Origin of the sequence: Chryseobacterium sp. LAM-KRS1 (assembly GCF_013184525.1) — a bacterium.
GTDB lineage: Bacteria > Bacteroidota > Bacteroidia > Flavobacteriales > Weeksellaceae > Chryseobacterium > Chryseobacterium proteolyticum.
Map to the genome: position 1 here is coordinate 508,409 of NZ_JAAOIZ010000001.1, position 24,460 is coordinate 532,868.

Sequence of the window (24,460 nt, forward strand, 5' to 3'; positions counted from 1 at the left end):
TAATTCAAATTTTTATGATGGAGCTAGATTATATCGAACACGTGAGTCCAGTACTAAAGGACGGAGTAAAAAATTACTTAATAGATATTGACGGAACAATTACGGATGATGTTCCGAACGAAGAACCGGAGAGAATGGTTACCTGTGAGCCTTATCCCGATGCTTTAGAAACCATAAATAAATGGTATGATGAAGGACATCAGATATGCTTTTTTACTTCCCGCACTGAAAATTTAAAACAAATTACAATTGACTGGCTGGATAAACACGGATTCAAATACCATAGTGTTTTGTGTGGGAAACCAAGAGGAGGGAACTATCACTGGATTGATAACCACCTTGTGAGAGCGACAAGATACAAAGGGAAATTTACTGATCTGGTCGAAAAGCAAGTGACAATCGAAGTTTTCAAAGAAGATTAAAAATAATTCAAAGATTTAAAGATTAATGATAAAGCAGCACGCCGAATTTTAATTTTTAAATCTTTTTAAATTTAAATAGACATTGTATTTATGAAAGTTTTAGCAAATGACGGTCTGGATCAATCTGGAATTGATGCATTAACTGAAAAAGGGTTTGAAGTAATCACAACAAAAGTACCACAGGAATTTTTAGTAGATTACATTAATGAGCATAAGATCCGTACTTTACTGGTACGTAGTGCGACACAGGTAAGAAAAGATATTATTGATAACTGTCCATCCATTGAGATTATCGGAAGAGGAGGTGTTGGTATGGATAATATTGATGTAGATTATGCAAGGGAAAAAGGAATTCATGTAATCAATACACCATCTGCCTCTTCGGAGTCGGTTGCGGAATTGGTATTTGCCCACTTATTTTCAGGAGCACGATTTTTACAGGATTCGAACAGAAAGATGCCTGTAGTTGGAGATACTGAATTTGCAGGACTTAAAAAAGCATATGCTAAAGGAATAGAATTGCGAGGGAAAACCATCGGTATCGTTGGAATGGGAAGAATAGGACAAGAGGTTGCAAGGATTGCTTTAGGTCTTGGAATGAGAGTAGTTGCGGCTGATAATAATGTAGGCAGGGCAAGTATAAAAGTCAAGTTCTATAACAACCAGTTTATCAATGTGGATATTGAAACGGAACCGTTACAGGATGTTCTGAAGCATTCGGATTTTATTACCCTTCACGTACCGGCACAGAAAGACGGATATATGATCGGAAAAAATGAGTTTGAAATTATGAAAGACGGAGTTGCAATAGTGAACTGCTCACGCGGAGGTGTTATTGATGAGGTGGCTTTAATTGAAGCCCTGGATTCCGGAAAAGTGAAGTTTGCAGGACTGGATGTTTTCATTAATGAGCCTACTCCTTCAAAAGACATTCTCACTCATTCTAAAATTTCCCTTACACCTCATACAGGAGCTTCAACATTGGAAGCACAGGATAGAATTGGTCTTTCTTTGGCGGAGCAGATTTCAAGTATACTACAGATTCACTAATCGAATGAAGTTCGTATTGAAATAAAAAACACCTCAAATGAGGTGTTTTTATGTTATATGTTGTTCTTGTTTTTTAGTAAATCTCTGATTTCCATCAATAATTTCTGATCATCTGTAGGACCAGCCGGAGCAACCTCTTTAGCCTTTGATACTTTGTTAATTCCTTTAATCATTATAAAAAGAACCATTGCTATACAAAGGAAGTTAATAACTGCCGCCAGGAAATTACCATAGGTAACGCCGTTCCATACCAGGGTTTTGATATTTTCTGCCCCTGCAGCTTTTAGAGCCGGATTAAGTAAAAGAGGAGTAATAACATCTTCTACAAATGATGAAACAATTTTACCAAAAGCTGCACCAATGATAACCCCTACTGCAAGATCAATGACATTGCCCTTGACTGCAAATTCTTTAAATTCCTTTAAAAATCCCATAATTTAATTTTTTTTATGTTGTGTATGACACAAATATAGCTAAAATTGTTATTTTTTTCGCGTTTATGGGATATTTATTTGTATTCTTTTTAAATAATGTGAATGTGGAGTAATCGCCTTTGCGTTAATAAAAAATATTATAAATTAGTCGGATACTAATATGAAATGAAAATATTTACGAAGGAGCAAATAAGGGCGTGTGATCAGTTTACGATATCGAACGATCAAATTTCTTCAATTAAACTAATGGAGCGCGCAGCACAATCATGTGTAAACTGGATATCTGAACATTGTAAAAATCATAAAAAGTTTTTTGTTTTCTGTGGCGTTGGAAATAACGGAGGAGATGGATTTGCTATTGCACGGCTGCTCCATACCGAAGGTTTTGATGTAGAGGTATTTGTCGAGGATCCCAAATCGAAACTTTCCGATGATGCAGAGGTCAATTTTGAAAGAGTACAAGGGGTTTCGGAAATTCCGGTTAAAAGATTCAGTGAGCTGGATAAGGATCCGCTGGATGATGATACTGTTATTATTGATGCCCTTTTCGGAACCGGATTATCGAGAGAACTTGAAGGAGCATACAAAGAAATAGTTGATTATTTAAACACTCTGAAGGTTGTTAAAATTTCTATTGATATTCCTTCAGGACTTTTTGCAGATACCACTTCTGTTGCTGGCTCTACTATTTTCAAGGCTGATTATACTCTGAGTTTTCAATTCTGGAAGAAAAGCTTTTTACATCCTGAAAGTGGTATATTTACAGGTAAGGTAGAGATTTTGGATATAAATCTTAGCAGAGAGTATATTTCAAATACTGAAACAGCTGATTTTTCAGTTGATGAAGAATGGATCAAAAGAATTTTTAGACCGAGACCGGACTTTTCTCATAAAGGATTGTATGGTAAAGTACATATTGTTGCAGGAAGCTTCGGTAAAATGGGAGCTGCTGTGCTATCCACAAAAGCTGCTTTAAAAACTGGAGCCGGTTTGACGTTCACGGTTGCTCCCGAATGCGGATATAATATTTTACAAATATCTTGTCCGGAAGCCATGTTTATAAAAAGTGGTGATCAGGTTACAAGTAAGATAGAGATTGAAGATAATTCTGTATTTGGTATAGGACCGGGTATAGGAGCAGATAAGGAAACGCAAAAAGTGCTTCTGCAATTTTTAAAAGAATATGCGAAACCATTGATCCTGGATGCGGATGCTTTGAATATAATTTCGGAAAATGAAAAAAATCTGAAACTGATCCCGAAGAATTCAATCATTACTCCTCATCCCAAGGAGTTTGAACGGCTATTTGGTAAATCCGCAGACTCTTTTGAAAGACTGGAACTGGCACGTCAGAAAGCGGATGAGCATCAGATATATATTGTCCTGAAGGATCATCATACACAAATTATTACTCCTGATGGAAAAGTGTATTATAATACTACAGGAAATTCGGGACTGGCCAAGGGAGGAAGCGGAGATGTTCTTACAGGAATTCTTACCTCATTACTGGCACAAGGATATTCCGAAGAAGATGCCGCTGCTTTCGGGGTGTGGCTTCATGGAAAAGCAGCAGATTATGCGGCAGAAAGATATTCTAAAGAATCTATGCTTCCTACTGATCTCATTAATGAATTGGGAACAGTATTTGAGAAAATCAATAAAAAAACGGCGGTTAAGCTATAAAGTATCAGCTATTTCTAAAGGTCGTAAAAGAATAAAAGCCACAATTCAATTGTGGCTTTCATATGTATTATAGGAATATAATTATTCAGGTTTTGCGTTTTGTTCCTGAGTAATTTTGAATTTTTTAGACATAATCATGATCACTACTCCTGCAAGCATGAAAGGAATAGAAAGTACCTGTCCGGTATTCAAGCCTCCGATCTGGATAAATTCATCTCCCTGAGGCTCTTTTAAAAATTCTACAAAGAATCTGATTGCCCAAAGAATAATGAAAAATAATCCAAATAACCAGCCTTGCTGATATTTCTTATCTGTCTTTTTGTATAAGATCCACAGCAGGATAAAAAGGCAAATATATCCGAAGGCTTCAAAAAGCTGGGTAGGATAACGTGGTACAGTTAGACCATATTCACTGCTTTGCTGTGGGAAAAGTAAAGCAAACGGGGAATTCGGGTCTACAGGTTTTCCTACAATTTCAGAATTGAAAAAGTTCCCCATTCTTACAAAGGCACCTCCCAAAGAAACCACTATTCCTAATCTATCGTATACCCAGAAAGGGTTTTTTCTGATGATCTTAAACGAGTAATAAAGAGTTGTAAGAATTAAAGCAATAGTAGCTCCATGGCTTGCCAATCCTGAAAAACCTGTGAATTTCAGGCCGTTTTTTGTGCTTATTGGCAAAAAGACACTCCAGAAATCTTCCTTGAATAATTCAGGCTGATAAAAGATAACGTGGCCTAGCCTTGCACCCAAAATAGTTCCGATCAGCGTCCATGTAAATAATGGTTCCAGATATTTTAAATTGACATTATCAGTTTTGAAGATTCTTGCCATCAGGAGATAACCAAATCCAAAGGCAAAAATGAACATCAGGCTATAAAAATGAAGTGTAACAGGCCCCAGTTTGATCCCATTGGAAGGATCCCATATTTTAAAAGGAGTTTCCAGTTCAACATGGTCTGCAGCTGTAATGGGTTTGTCTGCTTTTACAGCATATTTGAAAGTTTCAATATTTTCCTGAGTAGCCGGAGTTTCTATCAGCTTAAAGTGTTTATCAAAAAACTGGTATTTTGCTTCTTTGTATTTACTTAATGTTGCAGCGCTGAAATTGAAGTAAGCAGGCTCAAAATTAGACTTATTCAGAATTACCAGAACATTACTATTGATAGGTCTTTCCACAAAAGAGTCCAGATCTCTGATTTCAGTTGTTGAATAGATTTTAACGGGGATTTCCGTAGCATTTACTTGTAAGTTTCCGTCCGATAGACCGCCAGGGTATGCCTGTGCAAAAATACACTGGGTAACGAAGGCAAATACTACGAGGTACATTCTGAAAAAAATATTACTCATTTCTATTTTTTTGATAGTTTATTACTGAATTTTTATTTCTTTGGAGGAACAGGATCATATCCGCTACCTCCCCATGGATGACATTTTGAAATTCTCCTTATACCCAGCCACAATCCTTTAAAAATACCATGCACCTGCAGTGATTCTACCATATAATGGGAGCATGTAGGTTCATAACGACAGTTTTTAGGGAGTAAGGGCGAGATAAACCATTGGTAAAATTTAACTAAAATTACCAAAGGAAAAGTAATGATCTTGTTGACTGTTAATTTCAAAACAATGCAAAAATAGGGTAAAAAAATGAAAATTAGTTTAAATTTGTTATAAGTTTCAGAGACATAAATCTGAAATATTCACTCAAAAATCCTAAAATATCTTGAATCAAAATATTCCATTAGCTGAAAAATTAAGACCCAAAACCCTGGATGATGTTCTGGGGCAGGAGCATCTTACGGGTGAGAAGGGAACAATACGGAAGATGATTGAGAACGATACGCTCAATTCTCTTATTTTATGGGGGCCTCCAGGAACGGGGAAAACGACATTGGCAGAAATTATTTCTGAAAAATCCGGAAGAAAGTTCTATAAACTTTCTGCGGTTTCTTCGGGTGTAAAAGATGTTCGCGATGTCATTGATGAAGCAAAAAAACAGAATCTATTTTCAGGAAAATCACCAATCCTATTTATTGATGAAATTCACCGCTTTAATAAGTCGCAGCAAGATTCATTGCTTCACGCAGTAGAAAAAGGATGGATCGTTCTGATAGGTGCTACCACGGAAAATCCAAGCTTTGAAGTAGTTTCAGCCTTGCTTTCAAGGAGTCAGGTGTATATCCTGAAAGCTTTAAGCTATGAAAAACTGGAAGAACTGGTGGACATTGCTCTCGATAGGTACAATAAAGACGAGAATACCCATTTAAAAATTGGAGAAAAAGGTGCATTTATACAATATTCGGGTGGTGATGCCAGAAAACTTATCAATTCTGTTGAGCTGGTTCTCAATCAATATAAAAATACAGAGACAACTGAGGTTTCCAATGAAGATGTTCTTGCCGTTCTTCAGGAAACAATGGCTTTATATGATAAAAATGGAGAACAGCACTACGATATTATCTCTGCATTTATTAAATCCATGCGGGGAGGTGACCCCAATGGTGCGGTATATTGGCTGGCAAGAATGATCGCCGGGGGAGAAGATATTAAATTTATTGCGAGAAGGATGCTTATTCTTGCGGCTGAGGATATTGGATTAGCAAATCCGAATGCTTTGGTTATTGCTAATAATTGTTTTCAGGCTGTCAACGTAATAGGTAATCCCGAAGCCCGGATTATTTTAAGTGAAACTGCAGTGTATCTGGCGGTATCTCCTAAAAGTAATTCTACTTATATGGCTATTAATAATGCATTGGCATTAGTAAAACAAACAGGTAATCTTCCTGTACCCCTTCATCTCAGAAATGCTCCGACAAAACTAATGAAGGATCTCAATTATGGCAAAGACTACAAATATGCACATTCTTATGAAGGAAACTTTGTAGACCAGGATTTCCTTCCTGAAGAAATTAAAGACACCAGGCTTTATGAGCCGGGAGATAATGCCACGGAGAAAAAAATTTATGAAGAACTCAGAAAAAAATGGAATAATAAATATTAGAAAAGGATGCTCAGTGAGCATCCTTTTTTTTATGATCAAAAATTAATGATTATTTCTGGGTTGTTGTAATAAAAAGGGACTTTTTGCCATTGTAATCCTTTACTTCAGTTTTAGCTAAAATATCAGCGTAGATACTGGTTTCAGGATTAGAAAATTCATAACCTTCGATGATTACAGGTGTTTCTTTGGGTAGGTTGTTTTGTACATTAAGCTGAGCTAATGTTAACCTGTCAAGGTTTTCATATCCTTTTTTGATTTTGAACTCTGTAATCCCATTGTCTGCCAGATAACTGAATTTTTTTAGATTCTGTGGCAAAGTAGCAGGTGTTTTATAAACATGCATGCTTTGTATGAAATCTGATTTGTCCTTGAACATATCAACTGTTCCAACAATATCATTAGCAACAGCAAATTTCGCTGAAGGATTCTTCTGTCCAAACAAACATACAGAAGATACTAATAAAAAAGAATAAAGTATTTTTTTCATAATCTAAAGAATAAGTAACGATTAAAAACAGGTTAAATATAAGTTTTTTTTGTAGAATTTGAATGTGATTTCAAGATAAATTAAAAATTATGTATAAATAATGGATTTTATTAAAATTCTGAATTTTCATTTTTATCAGTTTCATCCTTTTTATCCACAAGATTTTTAATGATATTTTTCAATCTCTGGAACATAAATGAGCTTAGCAATAAAATCACTCCAAGTAATATAAAAGCTATAATTCTGGAGATATTATCCATTTGCCATACATCATAGGCATACAGTTTCACAATAACGATCCCTATAAGGGTGAATCCGATTCTGCTTAATTCATTATTCTCTCTTTTAAGCCCGGTATAAATAAAGATAATTGAAAGGATAGCCCAAATGATTGGAAGATACAGAATGCTAAAATGTTTTTGCAGTGCAGGCAGGTTTGTAAGGTTTACTGAATTTCCCAATAAATATAAGTGATACAATTCACAGCTTACAACAGTAACCAATGTAAAGGCACCGAGCCAATACGAAATTTTTATTTTCAAAAAATCCGGTGTGTTTATTACCTTATAATAATATACATATATAAAAGGAATGAGGTATAGTAAGTAAATTCCATAGAAAGACCATGAAGTTTTCTTTAATACGATATCATGTATAAGCTCGGAAGCACAGAAAGTAACGTGAATGATAGTAAGGCAAAAGAAAAAATAAATCAATCCGTTTTTGATCTGTCTGTTTATTTCCAGTTTTCTGCCGAGTAGTAAAAGGATGGAGATGTAGAATAGACTCAGTAAAAACCCCGATACTAAAATAATAGCAAAAGGCTGTTCAGAAATCTGATAAATCAACTCAAATAATATCGCGAAATAAATGACAGAGTAATTAAGGATTTTAAATGCATTTTCAAAGAAGCTATTTCCGGAAGTGTTATTTCCCTGTAATCTTTTGAGTAGGGCAAGATTAAAAAGGATGGTAATGATTGTCACCAAACTTGTTAAAAAGATAGGGTTGATTATTACGTTAAGATCTTTTGCGTCGAAATATTGTGCCCATGTAATGATTTGAGCTAACAGGACCAAAGGAAAAAGAATATAAAAGAAAACTTTAAAAATACTAAGATTTGTTTTTTTCCAGATAAAAAGAAGTAAAGTTGCTTCAATTGCCCAGATGCTTGTGATCAAATGCGTTTTGAACTGCAATGCGACAGCAATGGTTAGAAGGCTTACAGTAATACCTGTAAATATGGAATAAGTGCTGTTAAAACTTTTCTTATTATATTCCCTGAAAACGAGACAGCTGTTAATTGCTGCAAAGATTAGAGGAAATATGATGACCGGTTCATATCCCAATTTGTTAAAAAGGTAAATTAAACTTAGAGTACTAAAGAAGTTGACCAGGACTAATAATATTGTATCAAAAGCAAAAAGTATGTTTTTCTTAATATTGTTAAGCAATGCGAAAGCATAAAATATAACATAATTGATCAGATAAAAATAAATACTTAATATTTCAGGTTTTTCTACAATCCAATATAACAAATAGAGATGCGTAAAGAAAAATGCAATTCCTCCAACACTTTTCCATTGTTTCAAAAAGGTAATGATAAACATTCCGATATTTAAAACAGATATATAGGTGAATAAAAATAAGTAATTACTCTGGCCGGAACTGATCATTAAAGGGGCTAGAAATCCGCCAAATAATGAAAAAATAACTAGGACCTCGCTATTATAGCGATAAGAAAGAATGATAGATAATAATGTTATACAGCATGTAATAATAAAAGCGGTATTCTGTGCGAACAGATGATATTCACGAAACGCTATGGTAGTGGTAAAATATAAGATTGCAATACCACCTCCCAATATTATAGATGAAAATGTTGCATAATTTTTTCTTAGAAAATGACCTGTAATTATAATAGCTGAACCGATGAAGAATCCTATTGTCGCCCTTGCTGCTTCTCCAATCCAGTTTTTATCAATGGCATACTTTACAAAGTAACCGATACCTAAAACCAAAGTGAAAATACCAATAACTGCCAGAATGTTTTGTTTAAGAAAACCCATAATAGGGGAAAGCCAGTCTGTTTGTTGATCTGATGGTACCTGTTCCTGAATGTTGGGGTAGATCTCTGGTGCAGATTCTTTTTCATGATGAGTATTGATAGGTGAAGCTTCAGGAGATAGCTGAGATGGACTTGTAGATTCTTTTTTTAGCCCTGCAACCGGAATGTCTTTAGGAGTATTTTCCTGTAAGTCTGAAATTTTCTTTTCAAGCTTTTGTATTCTGCTATTTAAATTACTATAAACAATAACAATCAATACAATAAGTAGAATAACCAGGAAATTTGCCGTCATAATTTTCATTTGTTTGATCAAATATAAATAAATGTTTGTTAAGCTACTCGTAAAAACAATTAATCCATCATATTGGGATATGATGGATTAACGGTGTATAGTGATTAAATTAAATAAAAGTCCTAGTTAGATACTTTGTAAATATAGAATGAAGCAACACTTGATCCAAGTAAACCTACGTCAAGCGCAGAAGACCCTACAAGACCGAATGAAATCTTATCTCCTGCCTGTAGGCTATAGATTGAGTTCAAGCTGGATTCTGAAATTGTTAAGCTTAACAGAATTAGGTTTGCTCCGCTAAATGCACGGCTATCTATTGTAGTAGCTACCCCTGCTCTTGTTCTAACGATTCCTACTCCCGGGCTGTTGGCAAGGATAGAAGCTTGTAATCCTGTTCCGTAACGGAAAGTAAATCCAATAGCGTATACTCCGTCAGATGGAACAACATACGTATTGTCGGTATCAGAGAATAATGCAGCACTACCGATTGTTCTTTCTGCTGTCAGGAAGTTAACTCCTCTAAATCCAGAAGGAAACAATCCTAAGCTTAATAAACTGATTCCTGCTGTTTTTTTAGCAGCAAACAGGGTAGGGTTTGTAGCACCACCACTTCCGGCACTCGCTACTAATGCAGGATCTGCTTGTTGTAATTCACCGGTAGCAATATTATACATCATAACATCAAATCCAGTTAATGTTGTCGTTGTTGGAACCTGGCGTACTTTCACATCTCCGTTTACGTCAAGAGTAGCTGCTGGTGTTGTGGTGTTTATTCCTACCTGTGAAAAGGCTTGAAATGAGATCAAAAATAAGATCAGAATGGAAATTTTAGTTTTCATGTTATAAAAGTTTAAATTGTTATGGTTCTAGTTTTAGTTTCGTAAAAATACAGCAAAAATTATGCCTGTAGGTTATATTTTATATAAAGTTATTGTAAATTATGTTTAAATATTTTAACAATTTACAATTTATATTCAATATAACGTTACGTATTTATACTATAAGTAAATATACTTAAATTTTTTGAGAATAAAGATAAATAAAATAATTTAAATAAATCCCTTTTTATTGAATAATTTTTATTTATTGTAAAAATAAAGCTGTCAGACGTTCTGACAGCTTTTAGTAGGTTATATTTCTTGGATAATATTATAACTATCCTTTTTTTTAATAAGATTTAACTTTCTAATAAGTACTCTTTGTAATTTCCAAGGAAATCAACATCTGCGCGGATGGACTCAAGCTCCTGTATTGCATTTCCATGCAGGATCGGATGCCATTCACCTACCACATTGATATAGAAAAAGTAGTTTCCAAGTCCCGTTTTTAAGGTCCGGGATTCTATTTTACTAAGATTCATCTTTCTCCAGGCGAATACTGATAGTACCTGGTGTAATCCTCCGGCATGATCTTCAGGTAATGTAATGAGCATCCCGGATTTTTCACCCAGAACTTCTAATTTTTCGTTTTTGTAAGAATTTCCTTCTTTAGAGATTACGATAAAGCGGGTGTGGTTCTGCTCAAAGTCCTGAATATTCCGGTTAATGATTTTTAAACCATAAAGATTAGCAGCAAATTGGTTGGCGACAGCTGCGATCTTTTGATCAGGGTTCTCGGATACAAACTTGGCGGCGGCGGCCGTAGAAGAAAAATCCTGCCTTTGAACATTCTTGTAGTGTTCATCTAAAAAATGAAAACTCTGAGCCAATGCCTGCGGATGGGAATAAATCTTCTCGATTTCCTCAATAGAATTGTTGGGATGAATCATTAAGTGATGTGCAATGGGCATCACAGCTTCAGCTTCGATTTTTATTGCAGGGGTTTTATACAGATAATCTAATGTCATGGAAACGGTACCTTCAATGGAGTTTTCCAATGGGACAACAGCTTTAGCAACTTCTCCTTTTTCTACTGCTTCAAAACAATCCAGGATATTTGCCTGTGGTAATAGGTCTTCCTTAGGAAAAAGTTGTGTGGTGGCAAGTTGAGTAAAACTTGCATGTGGGCCAAGAAATGCAATCTTCATATATTCTGCGTAATTGTTAAATGTAAATTAAACTTCAACAAAGGAATGAAATAGTTGATACTTAAAAAAATTATATACCGTAATTATTCAGGGGTATTTTCTTCAACCTTCCAGTTTGCTTTAAAAAGATTCAATAAATGCTCCGGGCATCTGATGATTTTGTTGGTTGATGAATCCAGAAAGAACAGGGTGGTAGAAGCTTCGGTAATTTTTACTCCATCTTCGTTGTAGATTTCATATTCAAATTCAATCCGTACTCCGGGTATTTTTTTTATATAGGTGTGGATTTCTAATTTTTGATCGTATAAAGCTGGTTTTAAATACTTAATTTTATAATCGGAAACGGGTAACCAAATTCCCTGGTTTTCAATTTCATTATATGACATTCCGATGGATCGAAATAGCTCAACTCTGCCAATTTCAAAGTACGTTGCATAGTTGCCATAATAGACATATTTCATAGGGTCGGTTTCGGCGTAACGTACTCGTATTGAGTGGATTGTGTGTATCATTTTGGGTCTCCAATTATACATACAAATATATTTTTAAATAATCAATACCTGCAAAATTTTTTTTTGAAAATAAAAAATTAGACCTTTGTCTTCCTTCTAAACACAGTACTAACTAAAGAATTAATCGGGGCATAAATATGGATGAAAATTTAATGATGATATGGCAGAAGTGCCTTCAGTTTATGCGTGACAATCTTAACGCAGCTGAAGATAATTCTGATTTGAAAAAACTTGAAAAATCCTTCGACTTATTGTTCGATAAGGTGCAGCCAATCTCTTTGGTTGACAACAATCTTACATTAATGGTACCTAGTGATTTTTACAAGGAATATATTGAGGATAATTACTTATCTCTACTTTCTGCGGCCCTGAAGAAAAATATAGGTAAAGGAGTAAAATTATGGTATTCTGTAATGGAAAATAAGCCTAATGGCTTAGAAAAACCAGTTACCATGAACATGAAAGGGAAAAGTGTTCCTACACCGAAAGTGCAGGAAACAATGCCTCAAGGTTTTTCATCCAATATTGTTAATCCTTTTGTTGTACCTGGAATTAAAAAAGTAAATATCGATTCCAATCTGAAATCTGATTTTTCTTTTGATAACTATGTAGAGGGAGAAAGCAATAAATTTGCTGCAACAGTAGCAAGATCTATAGCAAAAAGACCTGGTGCTACTGCCTTTAATCCATTGTTTTTATATGGAGGATATGGAGTGGGTAAAACACACTTGGGACAAGCGGTAGGATTGGAAGTTAAAAGCCAGTTTCCGGATAAAGTAGTCCTTTATTTGTCTTCTGAAAAATTCATACAGCAATTCATTTCAGCAGCAAAGGCACATAAGCAAACCGAGTTTGCTAACTTCTACCAGATGGTGGATGTTTTGATCATTGATGATATTCAGTTCTTGTCCGGTAAATCGGCGACACAGGATAGTTTCTTCCACATTTTCGATTATCTGCATCAGAATGGAAAGCAGATCATTCTGACTTCTGATAAGGCTCCTGTAGATATCATGGATATTCAGGACAGAATCGTTTCCCGTTTCAAATGGGGACTTTCTGCAGAGATCAAATCTCCGGATCTGGAAACCAGAAGAAAAATTATCGTTGATAAGTTAAGCAGAGATGGTATTGTACTGACGGAAGATATGCTCGACTTCTTAGCGGCTGAAGCAAAGACCAACGTAAGAGAACTTATAGGGGTGATCAATTCTGTAATTGCTTACTCCACAATTTATAAATCCGATCTTAGTCTTGAGTTATTGAAAGATACCATCAATAAGATTGCAGCCAATCAGAAAAAAATCATCAACATTCCTTATATTCAGGAGATCGTATGTGATTATTTTGGTATTAAAAGAGAGCAGTTACTTTCGAAAACAAGAAAAAGGGAAATTGCACTTCCAAGACAGCTGGCCATGTATTTTGCAAAGGAATTTACTAATGCTACATTTACTAAAATCGGTGAAGAAATGGGAGGTAAAGATCATTCAACGGTAATGTATGCTTGTGAAACTATTAAAGATGTTTCCAAGATAGACAAAGAAGTGAAAAAGTACGTAAAAGAGCTTACGGAAAGAATCAAACATTAGAATAATTTAATTTGATATAAAGAAAATGAAGGATAGGAATTATTCTTCATTTTTTTGTTTAATTTTGATAGATATGCTAGTCCTTAATTCATAGAATTGTAACATGAAAATATTGATGGTGTGCTTGGGAAACATTTGCAGGAGCCCTTTAGCAGAAGGAATTATGAGAGAAAAGCTCCCTCCCGGCTTTGTAGTGGATTCTGCGGGAACGATTTCAATGCATGAAGGTGAACATCCGGATAAACGGGCGATAAAAACGGCATCTAATCATGGGATTGATATTTCCAAACAAAGATCCAGACCCATCACCAAAGCGGATCTGGAAAATTTTGATAAAATCTACTGTATGGATATTGATATTTATGGGGATGTAATTTCAAAAGCAAAAAATGAGGAACAAAGACAGAAAATATTTCTGTTTCTAGAAGCGGCAGGAAACCACGAAAATGCTGAAGTTTCTGATCCTTACTGGGGAAATATGGATGACTTTGAAGATGTTTATCAACTTTTGGATGAAGCATGCAATGCAATCCGTAACCAAATTTTAAATTAAATGAAATACTTGATTTTCTTTTTTGTTTTAATTGCCAACTTTCTATTTGCCCAGACAAACGACGAGATTGCCATTAGGAAAGTAATGGATGATTTTATGACAAGCATCAAAACCAGGGATGAAAGTAAATTTCTTTCCCTTTTTCAGGAACCGGTTTTATGGACGGGAACATATAGTGAAAGGACTCAATTGAAACGTCTTGAAAAAAATCCAAAAGCAGAAAGCCACTTTACCGATGATTATAAAACCTTTGTTAAGGGTTTTAAAGACGATAAATCAGAAGAAAAGTTTGATAATATCAGGATCATTGAAGACGGTTCCATAGCTTCCGCTAATTTCGATTATAGCTTTTGGTATGACGGAAAAATGAGTAACTGGGGAAAAGAAATATGGACCTTAATGAAGATCAGCGGGATATGGAAAATCACCTCAGTAACGTTCTCAATGGATCTGACCCAATATTTTCAACAACCCTCATTAAAAGAAAGAACCCAAAAATAAAAAAATGCTTTTTTTACTTCCAGCCTATTTATCAGAAAATACTCCTATCAATCATTTTTCACCGGTGATGAATGATTATATCATGCAAACCGATTATTTTTTTGTGGAAAATGAAAAAACTGCCCGAAAGGTCATTAAATTCTTTGCTCCTGAAAAAAAACAATCCGATCTCAAGCTTTTTTTACTGGATAAATACACCGAGAATGCGGACATTAAAGATGCTCAGGAACTCATGTTAAAAGGTCAGGATTTTGGATTGCTTTCTGAAGCTGGACTTCCCTGCATTGCTGATCCGGGAAATCTGATTGTGAAATGGTGCCATGAAAAAAATATAAGAGTAATACCTGTTTCAGGACCATCTTCTATTATTCTGGCTCTGATTTCAAGTGGGTTTAACGGTCAGGAGTTTTCGTTTAACGGATACCTTCCTATTGATAAAGGAGAAAAGAAAAAACAAATTCTGCATTTGGAAAGCCTGGTACAGAAAACAGGATATTCTCAGATTTTTATGGAAACGCCCTATCGGAATAATCCCCTTATAGAAGATCTGTGTAAATTTTTATCTCCCAATACAAAATTGTGTATCGCTGCTAATATCAACGATCCTGAGCATGAATTTATTCAGACGAAAACCATTAAAGAATGGCAAAAGAAAAAACCGGAACTTCATAAAATCCCCGCTGTATTTGTGCTTGGCAAATAATTATGTAGATCTTTCTTATAAAGAGTTTTCGTATAACAGGTCTTGTTTCATTGCTGTTTAATTTTTTTAGTGCAATTATTTTTAACATGCATTAACGTCGTCTTTGCACCATTGTTGTTCTATATAGAGTAACATTAAAATACAAGATTATGTCAGACAAAAAATTAGCAGGAATCTGGATAGATACCGAAAAAGCTATCGTTGCAAAAAATCACGATGCACAAAATGCCTTTAAATTTTTTCTTTGTAATCCTGTAAAAGCTGAGATTCAGCATGGTAATTCAAGTGAAAATGCAGGTAATAATGCGGAAAGGACGAATCGGATTAAGTTTTTTAAAGAAGTTGAACATTTATTAATAAATTCTCAGGAAGTATATATTACCGGTCCGGGAAAAATTCAGGAAGAATTAAAACACTATCTGCATGATACTGCTCAGTTCAAGGATCTGAAAATTACATTAGACACGTCCCAGCAAATGTCAGACGAGAAAGTGCTGGAAATGGTAAAGAAGCATTTTAATGCATAGTTTTAAAAACAAAAATAGATCCGGATATAGATATTCAGATCTATTTTTGTTTTCTTCTTCCTTTCCATTTTCTCCAAAGGAAAACAATAAGCGGGATGGCTAAAAAGAATGGCCAAAAAGAGATGAGTCCAAGTATGAAACTTATAAAACTATTCCAGCCCTGGGTAATGGAATCTCCAAACCGGCTTCCAAAACCTATTTTTGATGTAGCTGAACTTCTTATTTTTTCTTTATATAAACTCAAATTGAGTGTGCTGTAGTTCACACGGTCATCGATAAAACGAAGTTTTCCCTCTGCAACATCTATTTCGTCTTCCAGACCACGGATTTTTTCCTGGATTTCAAGCATATCCTTCGTATTGGAGGCTTTTCTAAGCAAATCCCGGTATTTTTCAAGATAAATCTTTTTATTGGCTAGTTTAATGCTAACATCTGTATACTCTTCCGTAACATCTTCAGAGGAAATGTTTTTAGATAAAACAGAACCTATCCCATTAGAAAAGGAATTGATTAAAGCATCAAAATTTTTATGAGGCACACGGATCGTAAGGCTCAGGTTTTCATCTTCATCTGAGTTTTGAAAATCTTCTGTTTGTATATAAGCATTACTTTTTTTTAAGGCTTCATTTACCTGATCCTGGGATTTTTTAATATCTGAAACCTGGATACGCATTTCTCCATTTTTGATGATTTTTTTAGAAATGGTATCGATTTTTTTTGGTGTATTTTCCCGCGGTTCCTCTTGAGGCAAAGGAACCAGCTGGTTTTTTGGGAAATTAGCTGTTTTATCATCCGGTATTACTTCTACAAGATCAGCACTAGCCCTTGGGCTGGCGACACCGTCAGATTTACTGCAATGAATGCATATTATAAGCAATAAGGGTAAAATTAGGTTCTTCATGATTCTTTTTATGAATCTTATCAAAAATGATGCATAATCCAAAAGAAAGACTGTTAATATTTTATTCCTGTCTTTTTGAAAATAAAGGTTAATAGCCATATAGGCCCCATTAGAAGGAATTGAAGATCTTTTAAGAAGGGAGGCTTTTTACCTTCGATCCTGTGTCCGAAAAGTCTTAAGATCCAGGTAACCAAGAATATTGAAAAATAAATAATCCATGCGTTTTTTAAGAATCGTATATTAACCATATATATTGAACCCTCCATCAATATCATGATAATAAGCATCATCATGCTGATCAGGAAGGATAGTCTGAGATAAAATACTGTAATGAATGCAACTGCAACCATGCTTATGATGCTGGCACAACCAAAGTAAGGAGAGCAAATATGCGGTGAAGGAAGTAAGGAGATAAAGCCTAATATGCTCCAAAAAGTGAGAGGAACACACATCCAATGAATGAGCTTATTGGTTTTATTTCTGTGGTTTTTACAATATTCTGCGAAAAATAAATCTATCTTTCTCATAATTTGGAATTTGGTTAATACGAAATTAATAAAATTTTGCAATCGTCCAAGAGATTGAATACATTTGTGGCATGTCTGTCCTTGAAAAATTCGGTGTAGAGATCTTTACACAGCATAATATCTTTGAAAGAATTTCTGTCGAAAAACCCTTTCGTCCAGATAATCCTGCGTTTATATTTGTTAAAACCGGGACTATAAAGCTTCGTCAGCACTTCAGGGACCTTGAACTTATGCCCAATATGTTTATGGTAACCGATCCCCAGACTGTTTATGAAATGGTATCGGTAAGTGATGACTTTCAATCCAGAATGGTTTCTTATAAAAGGGAGTTTATTTCTGCTTTATCCCTGAAATTTAACCGTCTTATCGGATACCGTTATTTCAGGCAACAAATGAATAAAGGAGTTCCTTTTCAGCAGGATGAAATGGAGCTGGTGTGGAAAAGTGTTAATTTCCTTAAATATATACTGGATTCGGAAACGGAAATGATGTATAAAAAGGAGATAGTGGAACACTTATTTTCCGTTTTTTGCTACCAGATGGCTGGGATTATTTCCAAGGAGGATAGCAACGCCATGGGGCAGATGTCTAGACAGGAAGAAATTGTTTTTATCTTCTTGACAGATCTCGCAGAACATCACCATACGGAAAGAGCTGTTGAGTTCTATGCGGAAAGACAGTCCATTACAACCAGACATCTTTCGTCCGTCGTGAAATCTATTACCGGAAAGTCGGCCAGTCAGATCATAGCGGCTATAGTGGTCAACGAAGCCAAAGTACTTCTAAACTCTTCCAAAAAGCCTGTTTCAGAGATTTCTTCCATGCTTGGGTTTAGTGATCAGTATTCATTTTCTCACTTTTTTAAGAAGCATTTAGAGATCAGTCCCACACAATACAGAAATCAGTTTGACAGGTAAATCCTACATTTGAACATCTTTTTCCAGTTATCAAACATTTGTTTGATTTCTGTGCTGCCGTAACTTTGCCTATGTAAAAACAAGGTAAAATGATACATTACATAAAAACAGCACTATCAGTTTTGATAGCTATATTCCCTGCGCTGTTTTTTTCTCAGGAAGTCAGACAAATGACAGCGAATGAGGTCGCTGAACTGGCTCTTCAGAATCATCAGCAGCTAAAAGTTACCGCTCAAAATATCAATATTGCAAAACAACAGACAGGTGTCGCAAAACTCCAGAAGTTACCTAATATAACGGCATCAACAAGTCAGTTTTACTTGGGAGATGCAGTAGCAATTGACAAAGATTTTTCGGGTTCTACCACTATTCCTATGCCTCACTATGGAAGCTCTTATGCAGTACGGGCTACTCAGTTGATCTTCAAAGGAGGATTGGTGAATAAATCTATAGAATTAGCCGGATTAAGGGAACAGCTTTCTGAATTGGATCTTGAAAAGAATAAACAGGACGTTAAGCTCTTAGTTATATCCAATTATCTGGATATCTATAAAATTCTTAATCAGGAATCCGTTTTTCAGAACAATAAGAAGCTGGCCCAGGAACGCCTGAAAAACATCCGGAAATTTTATCAGCAAGGAATGGTTACCCGCAATGAAGTGATCCGTGGAGAGTTGGCAATAAAAAATCTCGATCAGGGAATCTTAACGCTCGTTAATAACCGGAAGATCCTTAATTATAATATGAATATTGCATTAGGATTACCTTCTGAAACAGAAATTATTCCTGTCGAAAGTTTAGACAATAAGGAAGCGGGTATCGGAATGGGGTATTATATGGATCTGGCTCATAACAGTAATCCACAGCTAAAGTCTGCCAAAACGAATATTGATGTCGCAAATAAAAATATTGAGATTATAAAAACCGATCAGCTTCCCACGTTATCCGGTTTTGGAGGTTATACGTTACAGCGCCCGATTACGACAAGAAATCCTGTTCTGGATATGTATTCCGGAGGATGGCAGGCAGGAGTTTCTCTAAGTTATAATATCGACAATCTTTATAAAACGAAAGAGAAAATTAAACTTGGAGAAATACAAAAAACGCAAGCTGGAGATGCAATGACTTTAGTTCAGCAAAATGTAGACATGGGAGTTAATGCGGCTTATGTAAAATACCAGGAATCTATTCAGCAGGCTGATATTCTTAATGACGCCAAAAAACTGGCCGAAGAGAATTACAAGATTACAGAGGCTAAATATCTCAATCAGCTGGCTGTACAAGCCGAAATGATTGATGCCCAAAATCAGAAATTACAGTCTGAACTGGACTTTGCCAATGCAGAGATCAATGTTCTGTATCAATATTATAATCTTTTAAAATCTACGGGAACACTTTAATTTTTAAAACTGAAAATCAAGATAATGGAAAATAAGGAACAACAAAATATAGAACAGGCACCTGCGGTTTCAAGCGCAGTAGCTAAAAAGAAAGAAGCCAGGAAAAATAAAATTAGAGCAATTATTTCCAATATTATTGTATTTCTGGCTATTGGTTTTGGCTTATTCTGGCTGGTTAGGGAATATTTTCATATCGGAGATAAGACTTATACAGAAGCAGCCCAGGTTGAAGAATTTATCAACCCAATCAATACCAGGGTTTCAGCCTATATCAAAGAAATTAAATTTATTGAACACCAGCAGGTAAAAAAAGGAGATACTTTGGTCATTTTAGATAAAAATGAAATTTTAACCCAGCTAGGCCAGGCCGAAGCAGCGTATCAAAATGCTTTGGCACAGCGCTCTGCTACATCATCATCCGTAAATACGGTTTCTAATAATGTTAACGTGATGGAGTCTAACATAGCAGGGGCTAAAGCCAGATTATGGAATGCTGAACAAAACCTGAACAGGTACAAAAACCTATTGGCTTCAGAAGCTGTTACCAGACAACAATATGACCAGGTGAAAACAGAATATGATGCACAAAAAGCAGCTTACGAAACATTAGTTAATCAAAAGCAATCAGCCAACCTTTCTACGACAGAAGTTAAAAGCAAGCTTGGGATCAATGATGCCGAGATCAAAAGAACAAAATCGGCATTGGATATGGCAAGAATCAATCTTTCTTATACCGTAATTACAGCACCCTATGACGGCGTTATGGGGAGAAGAACGATTTCCGAAGGCCAGCTGATCCAGTCGGGGCAGCAGGTAGCTACGATTGTACTGAATGGTCAGAAATGGGTAACTGCCAATTTTCTGGAGAGCCAGATGCCAAATGTTAAAATTGGAGAGAAGATGATAATGACGGCGGATGCGCTCGGCGGACAACAATTTGAAGGAATTGTTACGGCTATTTCTGCAGCTACTGGATCGAGATATTCCAGTGTTCCGACAGACAACTCTACCGGTAACTTCATTAAAGTACAGCAGAGAATTCCCGTAAGAATAGAATTTACTGCCGCTAATAAAAAAGAGGATATCAATAAACTGAGTGCTGGGATGAATATGAATGTGAATGTTAACAAGAAAGATTGAAAGATTGAAAGATTGAAAAATTGAAAAATTTGTCCGTAAGATATCTTTTTCAACTTTTTCAATTGTCTGTAACATCTAAAAAAATTAAAAAATGTATAACAAAGGCTTATATCATGATTGGGTTCCAAAGCCGGTTCAGCTTTTACTGATCGTATTACTTCTTGCCGTGGTAATGCCGTTGGGGGGAGTGTATACAGGTAATATAAGTTATCTTGTAGGAGGAACGGGGGCTCTGTCAGAATATTTTCTATGGGCAAATTATGCAACGACAATAGGAATGGGAGCCTGTATGCCTGTAGTTCTAAGAATGAAGATGAGATTTAAGGTACGCGATAAGATCACTTTAATTCTTGTTCTTTTAGGACTATTAAGCTATGTTAATGCTACCACGCTGCAGCCAATGGTAATCGTAATAACAGCACTAGTCATCGGTTTTCTGAAAATGATGGTTACTATTGAACTTTTTTTACCTTTAATGGCAATGATAGGAAACAGGGGGATGTTCTACGGAGCATTTTATACATTCGTCCTTATGATGAATCAGGTGGCAAGTTATTATGCTGTAGAAGTGTCTGTTCTTTACAACTGGCAGCATTTTTACATTATTGTGTCCGTTTTATGTTTTGTACTGGCGCTGATTCATTGGATCTTTATGCATGATAAATATTTTGCCCTTAAAGTTCCTTTGCATTATATTGATTGGCTGAGTATTCTGCTTTTTATTTCCTCATTCATGTTTTCGGCATATGTATATTCTTTTGGAAAGCAGCAGGATTGGTGGAATTCTTCGAAAATAATGAAGGCCAGCATTGGTGCTTTTATAAATTTTGCGTTATTGGCAACACGACAATTAACATTAAAAAGACCTTATCTGTCATTTTCCATATTCAAAAGAAACAATGTCCAGAATGGATTGTTCATGTTGTTCTGGCTGGGAATGTTTTTAGGGACAACAACTTTGCAAAATACGTTTGCGGTGGGAGTATTGGGATATGATCAATTGACCAATGCGAGACTCAGTATCCTGATGATTCCTGGAATTATTCTGGCCGGAATTACAGCTATTTTCTGGTTTAAAAATGAAAAACCTTTAAAGATGTTCATTTTTTCAGGATTTTCTGCGATGATAGGATATGCTATGATCATGTACTTTTCAATGGTATTGGAATTCAATTATGAAGGTTGGTATCTGCCTATGTTTTTAAAAGGTTATGGGATGTGTTCATTGTTTATCTCAGTATGGTATTATACGCTTGATAAACTGGAACTTGATGATATGCTTGCTGCAATCGGCTTGGTGCTGGTTTGGAGAACATTCTTAGCGGTAGGTATATTTTCAGCAATCTATTCATGGTTTCAATACCACTTTCAGGTGGTGGCGGTAGGAGATCTGGCTGTTTATATTGATGGAATGACAGTGACTCCTCAAACACTTTCCGGTAATATGAAACTCGTTCAGCTGAATGCGATCATTATCGCGTCCAAAAAGATATTTGGTTACATTATAATAGTAGGTTTAGGGGTATTGGCTTACGTTTTAACCCATCATTTCGGTAAAGAACGGTTTCAGTATGGTAGATTTATCAGAATGCTGGGTGGTAAATCCGTGATTGCCAGAAGGAGATTGAGAGAACGTAAAAAATTGTTAGAAGAAATAAAAGATGCGGCTGGTCCCGCTATGTAAAGATACCTTGTTTTTCACTTGTAAACCCCGGATTTATTTTGAGTCTGGGGTTTACGTTTTCTTGTTTGGTATCTTATGGTATGAAAATGAACCCGATAAAATGTAATTTATTTCAATAATATTATTTTTATTTAGACGTAATAAAAATAATTAACTACATTTGTATCATTCTTTATGAAGAATGTTCTTTATCCTTATGTCCTATTATCAAAGGCTTCAAAGGATGATTGGTGTATAGCATATTAATTAAAAAAGAAAAGGTATGGCTACAATGCAAGCAGGGCAGATCGTTGCCGAAGTAATCAAAAAACAGTACATAACTCCTCATTTTATCAGAGTTTATCTTAAAGCCGAAGATGTTTCGATGTTCAGAAATACAACGATCGGTGATAACAATAAAATTGCGATTCCTCCCCAGGGGCTGAACGAGATCTATTTTCCAATTCTAAATGAAAATCATGAATGGATCCATCCGTCAAAGGAAGTCGCTCCCTTTATCCGTACGTATACGCATCGGGGAATTGATTTTGAAGCTAATGAATTAGTTATTGACTTTATTGATCACGGAGATAGTGGTCCTGCTTCAAAATGGGCTAGAGAGGCGGAAAAGGGCTCAAAGCTAGGCGTGATGATGCGTACAGAGGCCAAGGAACTGTATCCTCAGGCAGATTGGTATTTTCTTATTGGTGATGGTACTGCAATTCCGGTTTTGAGCGCCATTTTAGAAACCCTTCCCGAAACGGCAAAAGGAGTTTGTGTCATTGAAGTCCATGGCAGGGAAGACGAGCAGGAATTGGAAACCAAGGCCGATATTGAATTCATATGGGTTCATAATCCTGATGCTCACTTAGGAAACAAGCTTGCTGAGGTGGTGCGAAGGGTGGAGATCCCGGAAACTTCAAAATTTGGATATATCGCCTGTGAACTCTCCACCATGAAAGAGGTTCGCAATTATTTCAGAAAAGAAAAGAGCTGGAATCAGTCTGAGCTATATGCATATTCATACTGGAAAACCGGTGCTGCGCAGGATGAGTCACAGGCAGAAAGGAGGAGAGAATTGCATGCGAATGAATAAGAATGGTCCCGACAAATCGTTCGGGTTTCTTCTGATAGGTATATTTTGAAGCTTTTTCCCGCTATCCACTTATACTCCTCGCGCCTTGCTTTCCCGATTCTTGCTGTGGGGTAACCGTTCCTATCGGGGCTATCTGTTACCACCTGTAAACAAATAAATCTCCGCTAATTGGATTAGACTATCTTTTGTCCTATCAATTACCGCGATAGCTTTTCAAGGCAAAAATCTTATCTTTGCTTGATTAAAAGTTATTATGAAAGATTTAATGGGAAAAGCGATCTGGGATTACCATCATAATGAAGATCCTGAAGATTTGCAGACTGAAACTTCAATTTCCGAACTGGATGAACTTCCTGTAGATTATCTTTTCAGAACCTTTGAAGAGATGAATGCCTTGGAACAAAAAGCTCTGGAATCATCTTATGGAAAGGTTTTAGATATCGGAGCCGGAGCTGGTTCTCATTCTTTATATCTTCAGGATATCAGGAATCTGGATGTTGTGGCATTGGATATTTCCCCAAAATCGATTCAGGTGTGTCAGATAAGAGGAATTAAAAAAGCTGTTTGCCAGAATATGCTTGATTTCTCTGGCGAAACTTTTGATACCATATTGTTGTTAATGAATGGAACCGGGATTTTTGGAAGCCTGGCTGAAATAGATAATTACCTCCAAAAACTGCATTTATTGCTCAATGATAACGGACAGGTTTTAATCGACAGTACAGATATTTTATACATGTTTGACCGGGATGAAGATGGCGGAGTATATATCCCGGCAGAAGGTTATTACGGAGAATTGGATTATATCGTACACTATAAAGGAGAGTCCGAAGATCCTATCAAGTGGTTATACCTGGATTTTGAGACTTTAAAGAATGCTGCAGAAAATAATGGTTTCAATATTGAAAAGGTGATGCAGGATGAAGATGCTTATTTGGCAAAACTAAAGAAGAAATAGAATA

The 24,460-nt window shown here is 35.8% G+C and carries 25 protein-coding genes; 15 read left to right on the top strand and 10 right to left on the bottom strand.

Features of this window, described 5'->3' with window-relative positions; all coding sequences use genetic code 11:
• The first annotated feature begins 14 nt into the window (after nucleotides 1-14).
• Together G9C87_RS02290 and G9C87_RS02295 are read left to right on the top strand one after the other, a co-directional pair.
• Complete coding sequence (locus G9C87_RS02290; protein ID WP_373428005.1) at nucleotides 15-422, top strand: phosphoheptose isomerase; 408 nt, start codon at nucleotides 15-17, stop codon at nucleotides 420-422.
• Nucleotides 423-512: 90 nt separating this feature from the next.
• Nucleotides 513-1,472, top strand: coding sequence for a D-2-hydroxyacid dehydrogenase (locus G9C87_RS02295; protein ID WP_172277710.1), 960 nt, complete (start codon nucleotides 513-515; stop codon nucleotides 1,470-1,472).
• A 53-nt stretch (nucleotides 1,473-1,525) separates the two neighbouring features.
• Here the strand turns inward: G9C87_RS02295 and mscL are convergent, their stop codons facing one another.
• Nucleotides 1,526-1,906: a large conductance mechanosensitive channel protein MscL gene (mscL, locus tag G9C87_RS02300; protein ID WP_172277712.1), complete on the bottom strand. Its 381-nt coding sequence runs from the start codon at nucleotides 1,904-1,906 to the stop codon at nucleotides 1,526-1,528.
• Nucleotides 1,907-2,071: 165 nt separating this feature from the next.
• Between mscL and G9C87_RS02305 the strand changes: the two genes are divergently transcribed.
• Nucleotides 2,072-3,589, top strand: coding sequence for an NAD(P)H-hydrate dehydratase (locus G9C87_RS02305; protein WP_172277714.1), 1,518 nt, complete (start codon nucleotides 2,072-2,074; stop codon nucleotides 3,587-3,589).
• A gap of 81 nt (nucleotides 3,590-3,670) precedes the next feature.
• Here G9C87_RS02305 and lgt read toward each other — a convergent pair whose 3' ends face one another.
• Nucleotides 3,671-4,537 (bottom strand): prolipoprotein diacylglyceryl transferase, encoded by an 867-nt coding sequence (gene lgt / locus G9C87_RS02310; RefSeq protein WP_228456944.1) that lies wholly within the window; start codon nucleotides 4,535-4,537, stop codon nucleotides 3,671-3,673.
• A gap of 434 nt (nucleotides 4,538-4,971) precedes the next feature.
• Nucleotides 4,972-5,214 carry a membrane protein insertion efficiency factor YidD gene (gene yidD, locus G9C87_RS02315; RefSeq protein WP_172277717.1) on the bottom strand — a complete coding sequence of 81 codons (243 nt, stop codon included), beginning with the start codon at nucleotides 5,212-5,214 and terminating at the stop codon, nucleotides 4,972-4,974.
• A 101-nt stretch (nucleotides 5,215-5,315) separates the two neighbouring features.
• Here yidD and G9C87_RS02320 point away from each other — a divergent pair, with 101 nt between their 5' ends.
• Complete coding sequence (locus tag G9C87_RS02320) at nucleotides 5,316-6,593, top strand: replication-associated recombination protein A (RefSeq protein WP_172277718.1); 1,278 nt, start codon at nucleotides 5,316-5,318, stop codon at nucleotides 6,591-6,593.
• A 49-nt stretch (nucleotides 6,594-6,642) separates the two neighbouring features.
• Here G9C87_RS02320 and G9C87_RS02325 read toward each other — a convergent pair whose 3' ends face one another.
• The 5 genes from G9C87_RS02325 to G9C87_RS02345 all read right to left on the bottom strand — a co-directional run bounded on the left by G9C87_RS02325 (nucleotide 6,643) and on the right by G9C87_RS02345 (nucleotide 11,978).
• Complete coding sequence (locus G9C87_RS02325; RefSeq protein ID WP_172277719.1) at nucleotides 6,643-7,080, bottom strand: hypothetical protein; 438 nt, start codon at nucleotides 7,078-7,080, stop codon at nucleotides 6,643-6,645.
• 110 nt (nucleotides 7,081-7,190) lie between these two features.
• Entirely contained in the window at nucleotides 7,191-9,440 is a 2,250-nt protein-coding gene (locus G9C87_RS02330; protein ID WP_172277720.1) for a DUF2339 domain-containing protein, read from the bottom strand.
• A 122-nt stretch (nucleotides 9,441-9,562) separates the two neighbouring features.
• The gene (locus G9C87_RS02335) at nucleotides 9,563-10,279 is read right to left on the bottom strand and encodes a hypothetical protein (protein ID WP_172277721.1); all 717 of its coding nucleotides are present in this window, start codon (nucleotides 10,277-10,279) and stop codon (nucleotides 9,563-9,565) included.
• Nucleotides 10,280-10,617: 338 nt separating this feature from the next.
• Nucleotides 10,618-11,466: a prephenate dehydratase gene (gene pheA / locus G9C87_RS02340; protein ID WP_172277722.1), complete on the bottom strand. Its 849-nt coding sequence runs from the start codon at nucleotides 11,464-11,466 to the stop codon at nucleotides 10,618-10,620.
• Nucleotides 11,467-11,549: 83 nt separating this feature from the next.
• On the bottom strand, nucleotides 11,550-11,978 hold the full coding sequence (locus G9C87_RS02345) for an acyl-CoA thioesterase (RefSeq protein ID WP_172277723.1): 429 nt from the start codon (nucleotides 11,976-11,978) through the stop codon (nucleotides 11,550-11,552).
• A gap of 137 nt (nucleotides 11,979-12,115) precedes the next feature.
• On the opposite strand from G9C87_RS02345, the gene dnaA reads away from it, so the two are divergent.
• The 5 genes from dnaA (at nucleotide 12,116) to G9C87_RS02370 (ending at nucleotide 15,854) form a co-directional block, all read left to right on the top strand.
• Nucleotides 12,116-13,570 (top strand): chromosomal replication initiator protein DnaA, encoded by a 1,455-nt coding sequence (dnaA, locus tag G9C87_RS02350; protein WP_172277724.1) that lies wholly within the window; start codon nucleotides 12,116-12,118, stop codon nucleotides 13,568-13,570.
• 103 nt (nucleotides 13,571-13,673) lie between these two features.
• On the top strand, nucleotides 13,674-14,123 hold the full coding sequence (locus G9C87_RS02355; RefSeq protein WP_172277725.1) for a low molecular weight protein-tyrosine-phosphatase: 450 nt from the start codon (nucleotides 13,674-13,676) through the stop codon (nucleotides 14,121-14,123).
• Nucleotides 14,124-14,624 carry a nuclear transport factor 2 family protein gene (locus G9C87_RS02360; RefSeq protein WP_172277726.1) on the top strand — a complete coding sequence of 167 codons (501 nt, stop codon included), beginning with the start codon at nucleotides 14,124-14,126 and terminating at the stop codon, nucleotides 14,622-14,624.
• Nucleotides 14,625-14,628: 4 nt separating this feature from the next.
• Nucleotides 14,629-15,327 (top strand): SAM-dependent methyltransferase, encoded by a 699-nt coding sequence (locus G9C87_RS02365; protein ID WP_172277727.1) that lies wholly within the window; start codon nucleotides 14,629-14,631, stop codon nucleotides 15,325-15,327.
• Between the two features lie 149 nt (nucleotides 15,328-15,476).
• On the top strand, nucleotides 15,477-15,854 hold the full coding sequence (locus G9C87_RS02370) for a hypothetical protein (RefSeq protein WP_172277728.1): 378 nt from the start codon (nucleotides 15,477-15,479) through the stop codon (nucleotides 15,852-15,854).
• 40 nt (nucleotides 15,855-15,894) lie between these two features.
• On the opposite strand, the gene G9C87_RS02375 is transcribed toward G9C87_RS02370, so the two are convergent.
• Together G9C87_RS02375 and G9C87_RS02380 are read right to left on the bottom strand one after the other, a co-directional pair.
• A complete protein-coding gene (locus G9C87_RS02375) occupies nucleotides 15,895-16,755 on the bottom strand; it encodes a DUF4349 domain-containing protein (RefSeq protein ID WP_172277729.1) in 861 nt (286 codons plus the stop codon).
• Between the two features lie 53 nt (nucleotides 16,756-16,808).
• Nucleotides 16,809-17,282, bottom strand: a complete 474-nt coding sequence (locus G9C87_RS02380; RefSeq protein ID WP_172277730.1) for a DUF962 domain-containing protein — start codon at nucleotides 17,280-17,282, stop codon at nucleotides 16,809-16,811.
• Between the two features lie 71 nt (nucleotides 17,283-17,353).
• Between G9C87_RS02380 and G9C87_RS02385 the strand changes: the two genes are divergently transcribed.
• The 6 genes from G9C87_RS02385 (at nucleotide 17,354) to G9C87_RS02410 (ending at nucleotide 24,456) form a co-directional block, all read left to right on the top strand.
• Nucleotides 17,354-18,199, top strand: a complete 846-nt coding sequence (locus G9C87_RS02385) for a helix-turn-helix domain-containing protein (RefSeq protein ID WP_172277731.1) — start codon at nucleotides 17,354-17,356, stop codon at nucleotides 18,197-18,199.
• An 89-nt stretch (nucleotides 18,200-18,288) separates the two neighbouring features.
• Nucleotides 18,289-19,599 (top strand): TolC family protein, encoded by a 1,311-nt coding sequence (locus G9C87_RS02390; protein WP_172277732.1) that lies wholly within the window; start codon nucleotides 18,289-18,291, stop codon nucleotides 19,597-19,599.
• 24 nt (nucleotides 19,600-19,623) lie between these two features.
• Nucleotides 19,624-20,739 carry an HlyD family secretion protein gene (locus G9C87_RS02395; protein WP_172277733.1) on the top strand — a complete coding sequence of 372 codons (1,116 nt, stop codon included), beginning with the start codon at nucleotides 19,624-19,626 and terminating at the stop codon, nucleotides 20,737-20,739.
• Nucleotides 20,740-20,830: 91 nt separating this feature from the next.
• Entirely contained in the window at nucleotides 20,831-22,423 is a 1,593-nt protein-coding gene (locus G9C87_RS02400) for an MFS transporter (RefSeq protein WP_172277734.1), read from the top strand.
• A gap of 262 nt (nucleotides 22,424-22,685) precedes the next feature.
• A complete protein-coding gene (locus G9C87_RS02405; RefSeq protein WP_172277736.1) occupies nucleotides 22,686-23,498 on the top strand; it encodes a siderophore-interacting protein in 813 nt (270 codons plus the stop codon).
• Nucleotides 23,499-23,751: 253 nt separating this feature from the next.
• A complete protein-coding gene (locus tag G9C87_RS02410) occupies nucleotides 23,752-24,456 on the top strand; it encodes a class I SAM-dependent methyltransferase (protein ID WP_172277738.1) in 705 nt (234 codons plus the stop codon).
• The last annotated feature ends 4 nt before the right edge of the window (nucleotides 24,457-24,460 follow it).